Origin of the sequence: Scytonema hankhaensis NUACC26 (assembly GCF_045865695.1) — a bacterium.
In the GTDB taxonomy this organism is placed as follows: Bacteria; Cyanobacteriota; Cyanobacteriia; order Cyanobacteriales; family Nostocaceae; genus Scytonema.
The window spans coordinates 15,586-31,755 of the sequence record NZ_BAACAP010000235.1 but is presented as its reverse complement, the minus strand read 5'-3'; the positions used below and the strand labels follow the sequence as shown (position 1 = coordinate 31,755).

The window sequence follows — 16,170 nt, the reverse complement described above, 5'->3', positions numbered from 1 at the left end:
GTAAATTACTTTACTTTAAATATATTGGCTATGGTAATTTCTGATGCTAAAACAGAAGAGACAATTAAATACTGAGTATTCATAATGACTACAAATCAAGAAAAAGCACTGTTGCTTCTCCGCCAAGCGCTTGACGAACCAACAGCCGAGTTTCGTCCCGGTCAGTGGGAAGCCATTGAAGAGATAGTCGAGAAGCGATCGCGTCTGCTAGTGGTTCAACGTACTGGTTGGGGAAAAAGTATAGTTTATTTTCTAGCAACGCGCTTACTAAGAGATCGAAACGCCGGTTGTACGCTGTTAATCTCACCACTACTTGCTTTAATGCGAAACCAAATAGCAGCAGCACAACGTATTGGTATCAGAGCAGCCACAATCAACTCCAGTAATACAGAAGAATGCATCCAAATGTATCTGAAGGTAATCAGCAACTGCATCATAAAGGAGCAAAACCTTTTCCATCCGAACCTTGGGAAACTTCTTTCAAAGAACTTTTGGCAACATCTGTATCTTTGGATGAACCAGTACAAATACCTCAGACGATCGCACACTCGCACCTACAAAACGCTAGCGATCGCACAAAGGACATTATATATGAAGCTGTCTTGCCATTGATCCTCGATTGTCTACAGCAACCAAACAACGTGAAATGTCTTGCCGAATCCTTGAATGTGAGACAATCGCAAATGCAGGATTGGTTAGACAAAGCTGTTGTGGAAGGTCATGTGAGAAAAACAAATAAACCCGTTGCTTACGTGATTAATCAATCGGCAACTCAGCTGTCTTTTTTATAGCCTTGATTGTTTAATTCAAATAACTAAACTACCTCTGTAAAGTGGCACACCTTCAACGGGTACTAGGAATCCCTTATTCTTTGAGAAACCAAGATTGTCTTGAAGAAAATTCGTGTTCAAATTAAATTTGACCAATGGAGAAATCACTTATAGGTTTTATAATAACACCGCTTGCCTTTGCTGCAACTGATTGACGCTCGTCAACAGTAATCAGTGGCAAAGCTAAATACCGTGCTAGTGCAATGTACAAAGAATCATAAATTGCAAGTTGATGAAGCAAACCTATTTGCAAAGCATCTGGCAACAGATGGCTAACAAATTCTGCCTGGAAGGGTAAACGTAATAATTCCTGTATAATTTGCTCTGCACTTGCTTGAGATAACTCGTGAAAACGCACTTCTTTCCAAAGTACATTTGTACACTCCAACAAACAAAATTCGGGGATGTGGAGCGTGTCTCCTTGGTACATTTGAGCGACCAAAGCCCTCGCTTGTGCTGTATGTGTTTGGGCGATCGCATATTGAATGACCACGCTGGTATCAACAACCTAAGCTGACATTAACGATCGCGATCCTCCCGCAGAAGTTGCAATGTTGTGGGCGATCCTGGTGGTGGTGTCCAACGAATGCGATCCATTGCTGCTAAAGCTTCCTCCCAAGATTGTCCATCTTTTTGAGCGTGCTGTCTGCGATTTAGTTGGTCATTAACAACTTCAATCACAAACTCCCTAAGTGTTTCAAAGGTCATATCTGAAATTCGCCGACTCATATTGCCACAAATATCAAATTGTTAATTCAATTTTAGAAGATATCTAGGGTATTTATCATCAACTTTAGATCCCCGACAACTTTTACGGATACTGTTGGCGAATAGGGGGTCTGACCCCTCTCTCGTTCCTGGGCTGCTGCCACAGAATGCAGACCGCGAGGTTCTGCCGAGCTAGCTTTTGCTCGCTACACAATGTAGACCGCAAGGTCCTTCGTATCTGGTATTAAGATTCAGCTGCAGGGTAGCAGGAGAAATACGGGTTACGCATTGACAGGAGAGACTTTACCTGTACACAGTCCGATTTTTGACTTCAGGTGTTCTAAAATGAATTCGCGTACAATAGGTTTTAAGAAGATGAAAGCTCAAGATGGCAGCCAAAGATCGATTTCACGAAGCTGTTAAAGTCGCTCTACAAAAGGAGCAGTGGGTAATTACTGATGACCCACTGAAGATAGAAGTTGGGGGTACAAAGTTTGAGATTGACTTGGGTGCAGAGCGTCTGTTAGCAGCACAACGCGCAGGTGAGAAAATCGCGGTGGAAATCAAAACGTTTTTGGGTGATTCACCAATTACCGATTACCATATAGCGTTAGGACAATTCCTAAACTATCGACTTGCTCTAGAACTTAACGAACCCGATCGCAGACTCTATTTAGCAGTTCCAATCAGAGTTTATCAAGCCTTTTTTCAAAGAGAATTTGCTCAACTTTCGGTGGAACGCTATCAACTGAAACTAATTATTTACGAACCAGTCAAAGAGGTTATTGTACAATGGATAAATTAGACAAGTATCGCCAATGTATTCAAAACCTACTGACAGAGTACGTTGCAGTGCCGATCGCTAATGGCGAAATTGATTCACAGACAGTATTTGATACTCAGCAAGATCGCTATCAAATCATGAACGTTGGTTGGGATGGAGATCGACGAGTGCATGGTTGTGTTATGCATCTAGACATTAAGGATGGTAAAATTTGGGTACAGCATAATGCTACAGAAATGCGAATCGCCCATGAATTAGTAGCTATGGGAATACCTAAAGAGGATATTATATTGGGTTTCCAAGCACCGTATGTAAGAGAATACACGGGATTTGGCGTAGCATAATAGAGACAGCCAAACACTGAGTATTTATAATGCCAGTGGTCACCCTGATGCTGATTGCAAAAAGAAAACGCGCAATCCGAGAGTTTAGGGGACTTTCAGGGGGTATTTCAACTAATTCTCCACCCTCAAACTCGTAGTGTTTATCTGTCTCATCGTCATAGGCTAAGTGCTCCTCAAAGGTCATTCGTGTTTTAGTCCCTTAATTCATCGCGCTCGCCCTCGCTTCACTGGCTACATCAATATTAACGCTTAATCTGCATTTTCAATTGGTAGAACCTCTGTGTCTTCTGCGTCTCATGAGTTAAATAAATTACTTTATAACTACAGAGACACAGAGAGAAGTTGCTTGTCCAAAGCAGCGCTGTGCTCTAGCTCTTAAAGAACAATGTGCCTTAACTCTTGTTCTTAAAAGAATCTAACCATTCTTGAACTTGATTTCTGGCAATATCGCGAGCGCCTAAACCAAATGCTAGAGCAATAGCTACTGCGATCGCGCCTAACAAAAGTCCAAAAGCTAAATTCACAATATCGCTAGCGACACCAATTTGTTGCAGAGCCATGGCAGAAACTAGGGCAATAATAGCAATCCTAGCCACTTGACCCAAAACTCGTGCTTGGCGATCTCCAGAACTCGCAATAATACTGAAAGCCAAATTTGCCAAATACAAACCAACAGCAAATACCACCAAGCCAGCTAAAATCCTGCCCAAAATAATCACAATACCCGTTACGAGTGTTGTCAGTGCGGGAATATTCAAGATATTCACTGCAGCAACAGTCGCAAACAGCATAATGCCGACTAAAACGACTATCCCGACCAATTCGGATGGAGTGCGGCTTGGAATCGCACCAGGTGTAGGTTCTTCTGGAATGACAACTCGTCTGGTAGGTGATGGCAGACCTAAAACCGAGAAAATATTGTTAAAACCTATACTTGTGAGTATGCCAGTCACTAACTCCGACACAAATCTGCCAAAGAAGTAAGCAATCAGCAAAATTGCTATTGCTGTGAAAATTGATGGCAGGGTGTTGAGAATCTGTTGCAACATCGCGATCGCTGGTACGGAAATCGCTTGGATTTGCAACTGATTCAGTGCTGCGATCGCAACAGGAATCAGAATTAATACGTAGACAATCGTACCAATAATCGTTGATAGCGATTGCGTTCCTGCTGCTGCACTCAATCCAAACCGACTTCCCAAATGATCGATACCAGTTGTCATCAACAGATTAGTTACAATCCGCTTGACAATGTTAGCGATAAACCAGCCAACCGTAGCAATGAGTGTTGCACCTAAGATGTTGGGAAGAATGGAAATAATTTGCGTAACCAGAGTTTGCACTGGTAGCAACGCTTGATTTAACCCCAAGCTATCCAACACGGGGATGAGAAACATCAATAGGATGAACCAGTATAAAGCATTGCCAATTGTCTCGCTCAATGAGATTTGATTGAGACTGGGAGCATTATTATCCTGTGGTGGATTTAATCGTTCATCCAACCGCAATGCTTGCAGCCCTCGTACTGCTATCAACTTGACTAGAGTAGCCACTAACCAAGCAACTGTAAAGATAACAGCCGCACCTACAAACCTAGGTAAAAAGTCCCCAACTTGATTGAGAAAAGTATTCAGAGGTTGAGAAGCAACCCTCAGTTCTAGGGTATCTAGAACTGCAACAACCGTTAACAGGAGGATAGCCCAGAACACTAGGTTGGAGATAAATGCCTCTACTTTAGGAGATTCTAATCCCGTGACTCCAGAAGCAATGCGATTATCTATATTCGTGCGGTTGAGGAGGGAGCGGGTTACAGATTTCGCGACTGCAGCAATCAACCAACCAACCAACAAAATCAACGCCGCCCCTACTAAGCGAGGCAGAAACTGGATGACTTGTTGTAGAGTCGCCTGTAAGTAATCAAACCCATCACCTTGTTCCGATGGCAAGGTAGGAGATTGTGCAACCAACGAGTAGACCCTCATCGAAAAACCAACATTTATCACCTGGGATATATGTAGCCAAGTTGCGTTCATGGTTTTTTGAAAGAAAGGTTAAGTGTTATTACAAAAAGCACTTTAGATGCATCCGTCGTATGGATTGTTAAGACAACCCTACACCCTGATGCTTAACAGTGTTTTGCCAGTAGATTACCACCTTCCTAGAAACTTTGTTAATGGGGATTGGGGATTGGTCACTGGTCACTGATTACTGGTCACTGGTCACTGGTCACTGGTCACTGGTCATGCGATACTCAAAGTGCAGGTGTAATGTGACAGTTGTGCAATGTCTCAAGTTTTTGAACAATCGATACAAATTAATGCGACAGCCACAGTTGTAGAGCGATGTATTACAGACTTGACTTTGATGCATCGCTGGCTCAATCCTGCTTTACGCTGCGAACCTTTAGGACAGTGGAGTACTGAGATTGGTGGCAAAAGCTTATTCGTTATTCAAACACCAATTCTCAAACCCACGTTACATAGTACAATTGTCGAGAGACAACCCGGTTTAGTTGTCTGGGAATTTCAAGGTTTTTTTGAAGGACGCGATCGCTGGGAATGCCAACCAGTAGACAAAGGAACGCAACTGCTGAACAGATTTGAATTTGATATTCCCAACCCCATAGTTAGTTGGGGCTTTAAAACTTTTGCTGAAAAATGGACACAAAGTGATATGCAATCTCAATTGCGGCGTTTGAAACGGGTTGCAGAAGAAGTACAGTGACCAGTGACCAGTGACCAGTGACCAATGCCCAATCCCCATTGCCCCTCAACAAGGAGGAGGCCCCGAGTTCCCCAATCCCCTATTTATCTACCTAACTGAGACAATATGTGCCTAATAATATGAGCATCTCTGGCATTAGGGCTTTGTGCCAAATAAGTCTCTAAGTCTCTTGCTGCTTGAGAAAACCGACCGAGTTCGTAACACAAAAGACCGCGATCGCGTAATTCTTGTACTTGGTCGGGAAAAAGTATCAAAATCCGTTCCACGGATGCCAAAGACTTTTCCAAATTTTGTTGATTGAGGTAAATATATTTCAAATTTTTTAGCATTCGTTCCAAGAATTGCCGCTTGCTTACTACAGGAAAAAATTCTGGTTTTAGCTCTACTTGCTGTTGATACATCTGACTGAGTAGTTCCTGACAATCTTCAGGAAACATGACATCACCACCATTAAACACATCAACAAAAATTTCCATGTCCGGAATGCTAGGTCGAATCAGAAAATGACCGGGCATTCCTACGCCTTCCATAGGAAAATCAATCCTTCTTGCTAATTCTAAGTAAACGAGAGCTAAAGAAATGGGAATGCCTAATCTCCGGTCGATCACCTCATTTAAGAAGCTGTTACGGGGATCGTAATAGTTTTCTTGATTACCAGCAAATCCTAGATCGCTATAGAGATACTGGTTAATTGTTTGGATAATTTTTAGAGGATAGCGTTCTTGCGGCAGTCGTTCTTGTAACTCTAATGCCATTGTCTCCAAAGCATTGAGGTATTCTTCTAAATCGAGGTAAGGGTACTCTTCTTGTGCAATGTACAAAGCTGCCCTTGCTAAGTCGATGTACTCATCAGGCTGCTGAACTTCTTTATAAAAATACTGTCGCGCTGACGAGATGTTCATAAGCGTAGGGAATAGGGAGTGGAAGAGTGGGAGTGGGGAGTAGGAGTTTCTTATAACTATTGTATAGCTGAGGCAGCGCGTTGCTCTGAAAATGAAATACCCATAAAGAATCTTTTAGCATAACGAGAGTTATTTTTGTATAATATTGATACAATTTTTCAGTATTTGTTCGGGAAATCATCAGTTGTTAAATAAAATTCCTTTAAAGAAAAAAGTTTTTTTTACAAAGTTTTATCCTATTGATTTTTACAAAAAAGTTATCAAAACTTTATGCAGACAGTATTTCATATAATAATAACATTTTACGAAATGTAATTCTTGTATGAATCTCAGTAAAACCTCTAAGAGAGTAAAGAAATTTTGTAGTACTCTATATATAGTGAAAGACAAAAAGAATCTGATTTAAAGATACTTAAAATTTTTCCAAAATTATTGAAAACTCTTCGAGTTCCGCTCAAATATTTGCATTGCATACTAGCTGCTTTCTTAGTATGCATTTTTTCATTAAAGTCTGCTCAATCGAAGTAATAAGGTTAAAGATGAAAAGTCCCTATTTTGTTTACACAGTACTAACAGCAGTCTCTTGTGTCTCAGTAGCCATTTCAACAAGCGCTAGTGCAGCTACTCTGACTGCAGTGGATACAGAATTGTCTTTACTTGTAGATGTATCAGGTAGTATTGACGATCGCGAATTTGACCTGCAAAAAAAAGGTTATGCAAATACTTTTTTAAATCCCAATCTTTTCAACGATTTTATATCTAAAGGTCCTTTGGGTAAGATAGCAGTCAATGTTATTTATTGGTCTAATGCACTACAGCAACAAGAAGTTGTCGGATGGACTCTGATTGATAGCGTAGCAGCTTCACAACAATTTGCTAACGCTATTAATGCGACGACACGTGAATTTTTTGGCGTAACCGCTCCAGGTTCGGCGATCGCTTTTGCAACTCCAAAATTCTTTAATAATGATTTTGAGGGAACGAGGCAAGTTATAGATGTATCTGGTGATGGAGAAGAAAACGATGGAACAGATACAGAAACTGCGCGAAATATGGCTCTCGCTCGAGGCATTGATGCTATCAACGGTATCATTGTTAGTAGCGATCCTGTGGTGAAAAACTTTTACCTAAAAGAAATTCTTGGCGGTGTTAATGGTGATGGCAGTCCTGCTTTCTTAGTCGAAGCAGCAACATTTGACGAATTCAACAGTGCGATCGATAAGAAAATTAAAGCAGAAATTAAAGTCAATTCTATTCCTGTTGGAGCTATTCCTGTTGAAGAAGCTCCCATTCCCATCAAAGAAGTTCCTATTCCTGTTAAAGCTGCTCCTGCTTCCGTCCCCGAACCTTCTTCTGTGCTAAGCGTGCTAGCATTAAGCTCTGTTAGTGTCAGTTCGATGCTGAAACGGAAACAGAAATATAATTTGTAAAAAGTTCTAAGTATTGTAGGTAGGGAAGACAGCCCACCATTTGCTGTTGTAGGGCATAGCCCCACCTACTACGTAATATTTCAAAAATCAAATACGATCGCTATCTTTCAAGCCCGCTTTTGAAAAAACAGCCAGAAGCTGGCAGGAAAATTGGCTGTCAACGTCTAGCTCGAGCGAAATAATAAGGTTAATCACAAGATATAACATAGTTGTTTTAGTATGTCAAGGAAAGACCTACTATTAACCCATCTTTGATAACACAGCCAAATTTTTAAGGATAAATTTAAGCAGCAGAGAGGGACTCGTTCAGTGCTAATCTTGAAGATGACATTGGAATATCTTATGTCTTTCTTGACCTTATCTGGAATATAGCTTCAATTAATTAGGCTCAGCATGGTCACCACTGCAGAAAAAACAAACATTGGTTACATTACCCAGGTCATTGGTCCGGTTGTAGATGTTAAATTCCCTGGCGGTAAAATGCCACCCATCTACAACGCTTTGACCATTACAGGCAAAAACGAAGCCGGACAAGACATCTCTGTTACTTGCGAAGTGCAGCAGCTGCTAGGTGACAATCAAGTCCGGACTGTTGCCATGAGTTCCACAGATGGCTTAGTCCGTGGAATGGACGTTGTTGATACTGGTGCTCCTATCAGCGTACCAGTAGGTAAAGCCACGCTGGGTCGAATTTTCAACGTTCTTGGGGAACCTGTAGACAACAAAGGTCCCGTAAATACTGAAGAAAAATTACCCATCCATCGCTCTGCACCCAAACTCACTGACTTAGAAACCAAGCCTTCTGTGTTTGAGACAGGCATCAAAGTTGTTGACCTGCTAACTCCCTATCGTCGCGGTGGTAAAATTGGTCTGTTTGGCGGTGCCGGCGTAGGCAAGACCGTCATCATGATGGAATTAATTAACAACATCGCTACAGAACACGGTGGAGTGTCTGTATTCGGTGGAGTGGGCGAACGCACCCGCGAGGGCAATGACCTATACAATGAAATGATTGAATCTGGAGTTATCAATAAAGATAACCCTAGTGAATCAAAAATTGCCTTGGTATACGGTCAGATGAACGAACCACCCGGAGCAAGAATGCGGGTTGGTCTGTCAGCACTCACAATGGCAGAGTACTTCCGTGATGTAAACAAGCAGGACGTACTGCTGTTTATTGACAACATCTTCCGGTTCGTGCAAGCAGGTTCGGAAGTATCAGCTCTGTTGGGACGTATGCCTTCTGCGGTAGGATATCAGCCTACATTGGGTACTGACGTAGGTGACTTGCAAGAGCGGATTACCTCTACCACTGAAGGATCGATCACCTCAATTCAAGCGGTATACGTACCTGCGGACGACTTAACAGACCCCGCACCTGCTACCACCTTTGCTCACTTGGATGGAACAACAGTACTGTCTCGGGGTTTGGCAGCTAAGGGAATTTATCCGGCGGTAGACCCACTAGGTTCTACTTCCACCATGTTGCAACCCAACATTGTTGGTGACGAACACTACAACACCGCTCGTGCAGTACAATCTACTCTCCAGCGTTATAAGGAACTTCAAGACATCATCGCCATTCTTGGTTTGGATGAATTGTCTGAAGATGACCGTCTCACCGTAGCACGTGCGCGGAAAGTAGAACGTTTCTTGTCTCAGCCCTTCTTTGTAGCAGAAGTCTTCACAGGTTCTCCCGGTAAGTACGTGAAGCTCGAAGAAACCATCAAAGGTTTCCAGAGAATTCTCGCCGGCGAGTTGGATGAATTACCAGAACAAGCGTTCTACATGGTTGGCAACATCGAAGAAGCCGTCGCAAAAGCTGAAAAGCTAAAAGGCTAGTCCTTTGTCATGAGTCCTTAGTCCTTAGTCGTTTGATTAAAGACCAAGGACTTTTGACAAATGACAGATGACACATGACAAAGGACACATGACACATGACATTAACTGTTCGTGTAATTTCCCCAGATAAAACAGTGTGGGATGCGGCGGCTGAAGAAGTCGTTTTGCCAAGTACCACTGGTCAACTCGGTATTCTTAGCGGACACGCACCACTTCTAACCGCCTTGGATACGGGTGTCATGAGAGTACGTCCGGATCGCAATCAAGGCTGGGTAGCTATTGCCCTTTTGGGTGGTTTTGCTGAAGTCGAGCAAGATGAAGTGACAATTCTGGTTAACGCAGCCGAACGTGGAGACTCTATTAATTTAGAGGAAGCTCGGAGTGCTTTTAGCGAAGCAGAAACTCGTTTGAATCAGGTACAGCAAGGCGATCGGCAAGCACAAATCCAAGCAACACAAGCTTATAAACGCGCCCGTGCTCGTTTTCAGGCTGCTGGTGGATTAATTTAATTAATTTAAAAGCAATCTTGCTTTTGTGGGACGGGTGTCTCGCCCGTTCCTTAAAACAAGTAAGCAATCCCTCTGATTAAACGGGCGGGCAAGGATGCCCACCCCACTAGAAGCAGTGCCTATACTTACAAGACACAGCAAAAAACTACCCATGCAATGTACTTAGTCAAACATCTTTTGAGGTCATGCACGGGCAATTTTCATATGGAAATCAGGCGCTACCTGTAAAAGTAACTTCAGGAAATTTCGCCTGCGCTTCAGCCATTGGACGGTTTCTACCTTCTTCCTGCCAATAGTTAATAACTTCTGTGGCTTTATTTAGTAGTTCTACTCGATCCAGTTCAGTAATCCAGTGTTTGGACTCTAGTTCCTTCTTGAGTTCTTCCCAGGCATCATTTCTTGGCCAGAAAAAGTACTTAGTCAAAGGGCTGGTGCCTTTGCCTACAACTTGATCGACTGCCAATGCGACGTTATCGTCTAACCACAGTATTTTCAAAAGAAATTTGGACAATAGCACCTCCGGTAAGTCTCCCGGCTATTTACTAACTTTGCGATCGCTTATTCTAACTCAATATCTACCTGCATACCAAATAATAATTAATGAGGAGAGTCACTGATGACTAGTCATTGGTCACTGATTAAGTAGCCTCTTCTGAGGTAAGATGTTAGATTGAGTGTTAGGGCATGCTAACTTTACGCGAGCCTCCTTCAAGGTGAATCGCTTGTAAAGTCAATCGATTTGCTGATGAAATGTGTGGGTTTTAGCCCACACACAATAGAACGGAAACAAAGCATAGAGGCAAAGCCACTACTTCTTTAATTGGGTGAAAGTGGGCTTGACTTATGCACTTTTTCTGCACACCCAATTATGCGACAAGATGGTACATTTGGAGCAAGAATTTATTTGTTAAATTTTGTATCTAAAATTGTCGTTGGAGCTAGAAGATGTTTTCACTTCTCCTAGCTCTTCTTTTATGGGCTTTTGGTGGACAATGCCCACCCTACCTATGTTTCAAAAATTAAATATAGGACTTACGCACTGTACAAATTGACCTTTATATGCTATAGCGAATAATAGTCGTTTTAGATTTGTAGGGGCGCAATGCCTTGCGCCCCTACGGTAATCTGACAATATTGCGCCCCTACGGTAATCTGACAATATTGCGCCCCTACGGTAATCTGACAATATTGCGCCCCTACGGTAATCTATCAATTCGTAAACCTAAAATAAGAGTTTTATATTTGCAATTTTTATAAATATCAATACGAGTTATAAATTTTTAATATTACTGACTGGTGTTGTCTCTTAACACTTTACTTCACTCTTCAGTTGATACATGCCTTCAGATTTTCTTATAAGTTCGAGAAATGATGTTCCACGGCTAACAGCTAGTCGTGAAATTTCATACAAATTTTTCCTACAAGCAAGACTTAATATCTTATCATTATAGAGATAACTCGATAAATAATATTTAGATACGTAAGACTTTACTTGTTGATTGTAAGCTCCATAGGGATAAGCAAAATGAGATGCTACTTTTTTCTGTGGGTCTAAATCTTTTGTACATTCTCGTAGTTTAGTTTGAGCTTGCACTAATTCATATACGATCGCCTGAGAACTAAGTTTAGTTAAATTTTTATGATTCATTCCATGAGATTGAATATCGTAAAAACCGTGATTTAAGCCCTCTCTCAATTCCTGACATCCTAAATGAGTTAAGGATTTGCTCTTTCGCTTAGGAAAAGTACCTGGATTAATAAATAAGACGATTTTAATTTTTTTGTTATATTTTTTCTCTAGCTTATAAAGAATAGGTAGTAAATTAGTATGTATTGTTCTATGTCCATCATCTATCGATAGCATAATTGGGGTTTTCTTCAAATATTCTTTAGGAATTTTTTTTACTTTTTTTAAGAAAAAGTCATATAAATCTTGAGTTGTTAAAAACCAGTAATCGTTACGAACTAAATCTTCTAAAAGTTCTTCTAGGTCTTGTTGTGGATAATGCAGTGACTCTTCAGGTGAAAAAATCACGGGAGCTTTGGCATCCAAAATACCATGAAAACCCAAAATAGGAATTTCACGGTCATTTGCTTTAAAGCTAAACTGAGAAAGAAAAATAATGGCTAATAGAGCCAAGCTCAAAGTTATATTTTGATTTTTTAGGAAATACACTGCAATTAATCTTAAAAATACTAAAGCAAACTTAACAATACTGAAAAGAGAGCAAGCCCTATCGGTCTTGCCAATTTTTACTAGGGGCTTCCAAGAAATAAATTATAGCGGTTTTCACTTGAATGAAGTACAGATTTATCCGCGTTTATCTGCTACAGGCTGCGGTTCCATAAATTTTTTATCTATTGTACCCAATTGAAAACCGCTATATCCATCATGTGGAATGTCCATCTTGTGGGATGGGCGTCCTCGCCCGTCCTGTGCTAGTGGCGGGCGAGGACGCCCGCACCACAAGAAATTTTAGGAGATCTTTTTATGCACCACAAGAAATTTTAGGAGATCTTTTTGCTTTTAAATAATGTTGTTCAACCAGCTCGAAATTATATTTTCTAGCTTTATAAATCAACAACTCCCAGCCTTGTTCCATGCGATCGAGATTTGAAGAAAGACCGCTTTCTCAAGTTCGATATCCCATCAACACTTTGTTAACTCCTTCTATTTGCCAGCTATTACTACAGCTAACTCGTAGAAGAAAATCTAAATCTTCTGCATAACTCATATTGCGATCGAAGGGAGTTATTTTTTCAAAAACTTCACGACGTACTACAAGATTAGAGACTGTAATAGTTGGGTTTTCGTAGAAGAAATACTGAGGTTGAAGTTGCTGCAAAGGAGCCTTGGATATTTGTCCCGTGCGTTTACCGTCAGGAGTGAGAAACTCGACTTTGGCAAAACTAATACCTAAATTAATGTTTTTATTAAAATGAGCGATATGGCTAGCCAGTTTATCGGGATACCATATGTCATCTGCATCTAAGAAAGCAATGAGTTTTGAGTTAGTCAGATAAATTCCTTGGTTCCTGGCTGTAGAAACTCCTTGATTTGTTTGTGAAACCTCAGTATTGCCAAAAATGATTTTGTTTATATTCGCTATACTCGCCGGACGCTTTAAAAGTACTTTAGCTCTATTGATGAGGGATACTTCAGCAGATTTTAACTCTGCTTTTTGAGTCACCACTGTTGGATGACTATACGAAAACTTAGCGCTCAAAGTCATCAACTGACTTTTTGCTTCGTTGTAACTCTGTAAATATTTTTGAAAGAGTGTATCTCCTTCTTGTTCGCCTTTTATGCCTGCAAAGACTTCTTGTATATTATAACGATAATATTTTTTATAACTCTTTTGAGTGCTGTAGTGTTGTAGGGTGGGCAATGCCCACCAAGTGTTTCATGTGGTGGGCATTGCCCACCCTACTAGGACGGGTGGGGACGCCCGTACCACAAGATTTAATAAATTGATTTATTGGAAATTCCTTAATCTGGCAACCTCAATTGAGGACGATCGCTAAAATGTGGCAATTGAACGGGATTTTGTGCTAACTGTTCCAAAATTAGTTCCAAGGCTTTATCTAACTGAGAGTCTTTACCTATTACCCAATCTTGGGGAGCTATTTCTACTTCAATATCCGGAGCGGTACCATAATTCTCTACTTTCCAACCGACATCCATAAACCAAGAAGAATTTTCTGGTTGCGTTAAAACACTACCATCAACTAAAAAATGACGCGCTCGCAAACCAATGACACCACCCCAAGTCCGCTTACCAACTAAAATTCCTAACTTCATTAATTTGAAACTGTGACTGAAAATATCTCCATCTGATGCAGAGTACTCATTTGCGATCGCGAAGCGCAAGCTGTACCCAGCTTATCGCCACAATCGGTCCTGCAACAGAATCATAAGGGTATGGTTGCGGCTGATTCCAACGAGGAATTCTATAAGCAATCCGCTTGCGCGATAATTTCTCTAACAGGAGTTGCGATACATGCCCTCCTGAGTTGTATCGCACGTCAACAATAAGCCCTTCATACTGTGCTTCCATAGAATAATAGCGGTGAAACTCAGCATAACCCCTCGGTCCCATATCTGGTACGTGGACATAACCAACCCGATGCTCTGTTTGTTCGTGAACTATTTGACGATTGCGTTCAACCCACTCCCGATAGCGAGCTTTACTCTCATCTTTTAGAGCTTTGACAGTCACAGTGCGATACTCTTCGGGAGAAGAACCAGCAAAAGTCAGAGAAACCTCACATTCGGCTTGGTGAACTAACATTTCTTGCAAAGAGCGATCGCGACTCACTCGTTGTCCATTCACAGCCAAGAGTAAGTCACCAACTCGAACGTTAGTACCGAGACGATTCAAGGGAGAATCTGCCTTTTCATCCCAAGAATCACCACGAACAATATTTCAGTCCAGGGAAAGGAGATTATACCAAAGAACGTCATCAATGGCTAGAGCAAAAAACTTTGGCAGATGTTTTTGTAGACATGAAACAATTGCAGGAAGACGATACCAATCAATATGACGAAATTATTGAGTAGCAACATACAGTGATAACGTGACTGACTCAACGTGCGCCAAAAATTTCTGAAAGCGCTGAGACAATATCAAGATAAAAGTTGCCTTGTACCGCCCGGAACAACTCAAATTTAGAATCAGGCGCACCAAAAAATGGTCTGAGAAACCATCCTAACTGCATTCCTACAAATGCATACAGAAACAACCACGATCGCAATATGGTTGTCCGCGTTTTTTTACCCACCTCATCTTGTTGAGAAAGTAATTGCATCCCTTCATAAAGGAATTTGACTCCAAAAGAACCCGTAATCCAGAAAATTAATACATTTAAAAGTTTAAAAAATTGATAGGAATCAGGGGCTGTGATTAAAAAGAAGAGCGTTACTGGCGCAAAACTAAACAAAAGAACGCTAATGACTGATACAGCAGTTAGCAGGACAACAAAATGCTGTATAAAGCTGCTACGGGAACCAAATAGTACATTAAAAAAGAATAAAGTCGGAAAACAAATAATGAGAGTCAGTAAATAAAATGCAGGTAATTTGATTCCTCCAGAAATTGCCTGTGCCAAACTATGGGATGCACCGATAATTGTACCGTAGATAGCAAAAAAGATGGAACTTGAAACCAGCAGAGAACTAATTTTGTTTTGCAGTCTGACTTCTTGTCGAATTTCTTCTAGAAAAGCTTGGCGATCGCGTAGTAAGCTCAGAAGAACGGAGAAGTGTTGTACGCCTTGAAATTGTTTTTGAATCATAACGTAAAGTCTTTTAGATTTTGATTATTTAACCGCAGCCTGTAGCAGACGGACGCGGATAATTATTGAAAAATCATCTGCGTGTATCTGCTACAGGCTGCGGTTCCTTTAACGAAACCCCAACAAATAACCTATGGACTGTAGAACGCTTAAGTAAAAATTGCCTTCTCTCTCTCTAAATAATTGAAAAGTAGAATCAGGCGTACCAAAGAAAGGTCTGAGAGTCCATCCTAACTGACTACCAACAAAAGCATAAAGAAATAACCAAGAACGTACAATTTTTTTACGGGTAGTGCTCCCTTCACCATCTTGTTCTAAAACTATGCTTGTTGCTTGATATAAAGAAGAAATACCAATAAATCCTGTCAAAGCAAAGATAATGACATTTAACAAAATGAGAAATTGGTAATTATTAGTTGTGATTAAAAAGAACAATGTAATGGGAGCAAAACTGAATAACAGTACGCTTGTTACAGAAACGGCTGTGAGTACTAAGGCAAAATGCTGACCAAAAGTGCGTTTTGAACCAAAAATGATATTAGAAAAGAAAAGTGTAGGCAAACAAATCAATAGCGTAATTAAATAGAGGGCTGGTAGTTTAATAGCGGAGGATAAAGCCTGCATCCAACTATGATAAGCACCAATGATGCCACCATATATAGCAAGGAATAGAGAACTACAAACGAGTAAGGATATAATTTTATTTGGCAATCTCACCCCCTGGCGAATATCCTCTAGAAATGTTTGTCGTTCTCGTAGCAAGCCAATCAGTACTTCAAAATATTTAATTCCTTGCATATTG

Annotated in this window: 18 protein-coding genes and 1 pseudogene; 8 read left to right on the top strand and 11 right to left on the bottom strand. The window is 40.9% G+C overall.

Translation table 11 applies throughout. The features are described 5' to 3' along the window. Positions 1–84: 84 nt before the first annotated feature. Positions 85–612 carry a DEAD/DEAH box helicase gene (locus ACKTT2_RS37345; RefSeq protein WP_407896027.1) on the top strand — a complete coding sequence of 176 codons (528 nt, stop codon included), beginning with the start codon at positions 85–87 and terminating at the stop codon, positions 610–612. After that, positions 603–791, top strand: a complete 189-nt coding sequence (locus ACKTT2_RS37340; RefSeq protein ID WP_407896026.1) for a hypothetical protein — start codon at positions 603–605, stop codon at positions 789–791. Before ACKTT2_RS37345 ends, ACKTT2_RS37340 begins: the two co-directional genes overlap by 10 nt. Positions 792–912: 121 nt before the next feature. Here the strand turns inward: ACKTT2_RS37340 and ACKTT2_RS37335 are convergent. Together ACKTT2_RS37335 and ACKTT2_RS37330 are read right to left on the bottom strand one after the other, a co-directional pair. Then, a pseudogene (locus ACKTT2_RS37335) lies at positions 913–1,326 on the bottom strand (type II toxin-antitoxin system VapC family toxin); the annotation flags it as partial. Between the two features lie 23 nt (positions 1,327–1,349). Then, positions 1,350–1,559 (bottom strand): hypothetical protein, encoded by a 210-nt coding sequence (locus tag ACKTT2_RS37330; RefSeq protein WP_407896025.1) that lies wholly within the window; start codon positions 1,557–1,559, stop codon positions 1,350–1,352. 367 nt (positions 1,560–1,926) lie between these two features. Here ACKTT2_RS37330 and ACKTT2_RS37325 point away from each other — a divergent pair, with 367 nt between their 5' ends. Together ACKTT2_RS37325 and ACKTT2_RS37320 are read left to right on the top strand one after the other, a co-directional pair. Then, entirely contained in the window at positions 1,927–2,343 is a 417-nt protein-coding gene (locus ACKTT2_RS37325) for a XisH family protein (protein WP_407896024.1), read from the top strand. After that, the gene (locus ACKTT2_RS37320) at positions 2,331–2,666 is read left to right on the top strand and encodes a XisI protein (RefSeq protein ID WP_407896023.1); all 336 of its coding nucleotides are present in this window, start codon (positions 2,331–2,333) and stop codon (positions 2,664–2,666) included. The genes ACKTT2_RS37325 and ACKTT2_RS37320 overlap by 13 nt, the downstream gene beginning before the upstream one ends. Before the next feature lie 392 nt (positions 2,667–3,058). Here the strand turns inward: ACKTT2_RS37320 and ACKTT2_RS37315 are convergent, their stop codons facing one another. Next, entirely contained in the window at positions 3,059–4,699 is a 1,641-nt protein-coding gene (locus ACKTT2_RS37315; protein ID WP_407896022.1) for a mechanosensitive ion channel, read from the bottom strand. Between the two features lie 250 nt (positions 4,700–4,949). Between ACKTT2_RS37315 and ACKTT2_RS37310 the strand changes: the two genes are divergently transcribed. Further along, positions 4,950–5,390: an SRPBCC family protein gene (locus ACKTT2_RS37310; protein WP_407896021.1), complete on the top strand. Its 441-nt coding sequence runs from the start codon at positions 4,950–4,952 to the stop codon at positions 5,388–5,390. Between the two features lie 83 nt (positions 5,391–5,473). Here ACKTT2_RS37310 and ACKTT2_RS37305 read toward each other — a convergent pair whose 3' ends face one another. After that, a complete protein-coding gene (locus ACKTT2_RS37305; RefSeq protein ID WP_407896020.1) occupies positions 5,474–6,292 on the bottom strand; it encodes a SirB1 family protein in 819 nt (272 codons plus the stop codon). 539 nt (positions 6,293–6,831) lie between these two features. Between ACKTT2_RS37305 and ACKTT2_RS37300 the strand changes: the two genes are divergently transcribed. From ACKTT2_RS37300 to atpC, 3 genes are all read left to right on the top strand, one after another. Further along, complete coding sequence (locus ACKTT2_RS37300) at positions 6,832–7,722, top strand: DUF1194 domain-containing protein (protein WP_407896019.1); 891 nt, start codon at positions 6,832–6,834, stop codon at positions 7,720–7,722. 393 nt (positions 7,723–8,115) lie between these two features. Further along, a complete protein-coding gene (gene atpD / locus ACKTT2_RS37295) occupies positions 8,116–9,564 on the top strand; it encodes a F0F1 ATP synthase subunit beta (protein ID WP_407896018.1) in 1,449 nt (482 codons plus the stop codon). A gap of 95 nt (positions 9,565–9,659) precedes the next feature. Then, positions 9,660–10,073 carry an ATP synthase F1 subunit epsilon gene (atpC, locus tag ACKTT2_RS37290; RefSeq protein ID WP_407896017.1) on the top strand — a complete coding sequence of 138 codons (414 nt, stop codon included), beginning with the start codon at positions 9,660–9,662 and terminating at the stop codon, positions 10,071–10,073. Positions 10,074–10,284: 211 nt separating this feature from the next. On the opposite strand, the gene ACKTT2_RS37285 is transcribed toward atpC, so the two are convergent. The 7 genes from ACKTT2_RS37285 to ACKTT2_RS37255 form a co-directional block, all read right to left on the bottom strand. After that, positions 10,285–10,584, bottom strand: a complete 300-nt coding sequence (locus ACKTT2_RS37285; protein WP_038080895.1) for a 30S ribosomal protein PSRP-3 — start codon at positions 10,582–10,584, stop codon at positions 10,285–10,287. Positions 10,585–11,379: 795 nt separating this feature from the next. After that, positions 11,380–12,219 (bottom strand): polysaccharide deacetylase family protein, encoded by an 840-nt coding sequence (locus ACKTT2_RS37280; RefSeq protein WP_407896016.1) that lies wholly within the window; start codon positions 12,217–12,219, stop codon positions 11,380–11,382. A 487-nt stretch (positions 12,220–12,706) separates the two neighbouring features. Beyond that, positions 12,707–13,462 carry a glycosyltransferase gene (locus ACKTT2_RS37275; RefSeq protein WP_407896015.1) on the bottom strand — a complete coding sequence of 252 codons (756 nt, stop codon included), beginning with the start codon at positions 13,460–13,462 and terminating at the stop codon, positions 12,707–12,709. A 101-nt stretch (positions 13,463–13,563) separates the two neighbouring features. Continuing rightward, entirely contained in the window at positions 13,564–13,875 is a 312-nt protein-coding gene (locus ACKTT2_RS37270; RefSeq protein ID WP_407896014.1) for a S41 family peptidase, read from the bottom strand. A 46-nt stretch (positions 13,876–13,921) separates the two neighbouring features. Next, positions 13,922–14,455, bottom strand: a complete 534-nt coding sequence (locus ACKTT2_RS37265) for a PDZ domain-containing protein (RefSeq protein ID WP_407896013.1) — start codon at positions 14,453–14,455, stop codon at positions 13,922–13,924. Between the two features lie 205 nt (positions 14,456–14,660). Then, the gene (locus ACKTT2_RS37260; protein WP_407896012.1) at positions 14,661–15,368 is read right to left on the bottom strand and encodes an actin-binding WH2 domain-containing protein; all 708 of its coding nucleotides are present in this window, start codon (positions 15,366–15,368) and stop codon (positions 14,661–14,663) included. A gap of 108 nt (positions 15,369–15,476) precedes the next feature. Beyond that, a complete protein-coding gene (locus tag ACKTT2_RS37255) occupies positions 15,477–16,166 on the bottom strand; it encodes an actin-binding WH2 domain-containing protein (protein ID WP_407896011.1) in 690 nt (229 codons plus the stop codon). Positions 16,167–16,170 lie beyond the last annotated feature (4 nt).

What these genes read in the sequence shown, in the direction of transcription:
- atpC (WP_407896017.1), top strand. Translation starts at nt 9,660, where the DNA reads ATGACATTAACTGTTCGTGTAATTTCCCCAGATAAAACAGTGTGGGAT.
- ACKTT2_RS37260 (WP_407896012.1), bottom strand. Translation starts at nt 15,368, where the DNA reads ATGATTCAAAAACAATTTCAAGGCGTACAACACTTCTCCGTTCTTCTG.
- ACKTT2_RS37320 (WP_407896023.1), top strand. Translation starts at nt 2,331, where the DNA reads ATGGATAAATTAGACAAGTATCGCCAATGTATTCAAAACCTACTGACA.
- ACKTT2_RS37305 (WP_407896020.1), bottom strand. Translation starts at nt 6,292, where the DNA reads ATGAACATCTCGTCAGCGCGACAGTATTTTTATAAAGAAGTTCAGCAG.
- ACKTT2_RS37300 (WP_407896019.1), top strand. Translation starts at nt 6,832, where the DNA reads ATGAAAAGTCCCTATTTTGTTTACACAGTACTAACAGCAGTCTCTTGT.
- atpD (WP_407896018.1), top strand. Translation starts at nt 8,116, where the DNA reads ATGGTCACCACTGCAGAAAAAACAAACATTGGTTACATTACCCAGGTC.
- ACKTT2_RS37310 (WP_407896021.1), top strand. Translation starts at nt 4,950, where the DNA reads ATGTCTCAAGTTTTTGAACAATCGATACAAATTAATGCGACAGCCACA.
- ACKTT2_RS37330 (WP_407896025.1), bottom strand. Translation starts at nt 1,559, where the DNA reads ATGAGTCGGCGAATTTCAGATATGACCTTTGAAACACTTAGGGAGTTT.
- ACKTT2_RS37325 (WP_407896024.1), top strand. Translation starts at nt 1,927, where the DNA reads ATGGCAGCCAAAGATCGATTTCACGAAGCTGTTAAAGTCGCTCTACAA.
- ACKTT2_RS37255 (WP_407896011.1), bottom strand. Translation starts at nt 16,166, where the DNA reads ATGCAAGGAATTAAATATTTTGAAGTACTGATTGGCTTGCTACGAGAA.
- ACKTT2_RS37315 (WP_407896022.1), bottom strand. Translation starts at nt 4,699, where the DNA reads ATGAACGCAACTTGGCTACATATATCCCAGGTGATAAATGTTGGTTTT.
- ACKTT2_RS37270 (WP_407896014.1), bottom strand. Translation starts at nt 13,875, where the DNA reads ATGAAGTTAGGAATTTTAGTTGGTAAGCGGACTTGGGGTGGTGTCATT.
- ACKTT2_RS37345 (WP_407896027.1), top strand. Translation starts at nt 85, where the DNA reads ATGACTACAAATCAAGAAAAAGCACTGTTGCTTCTCCGCCAAGCGCTT.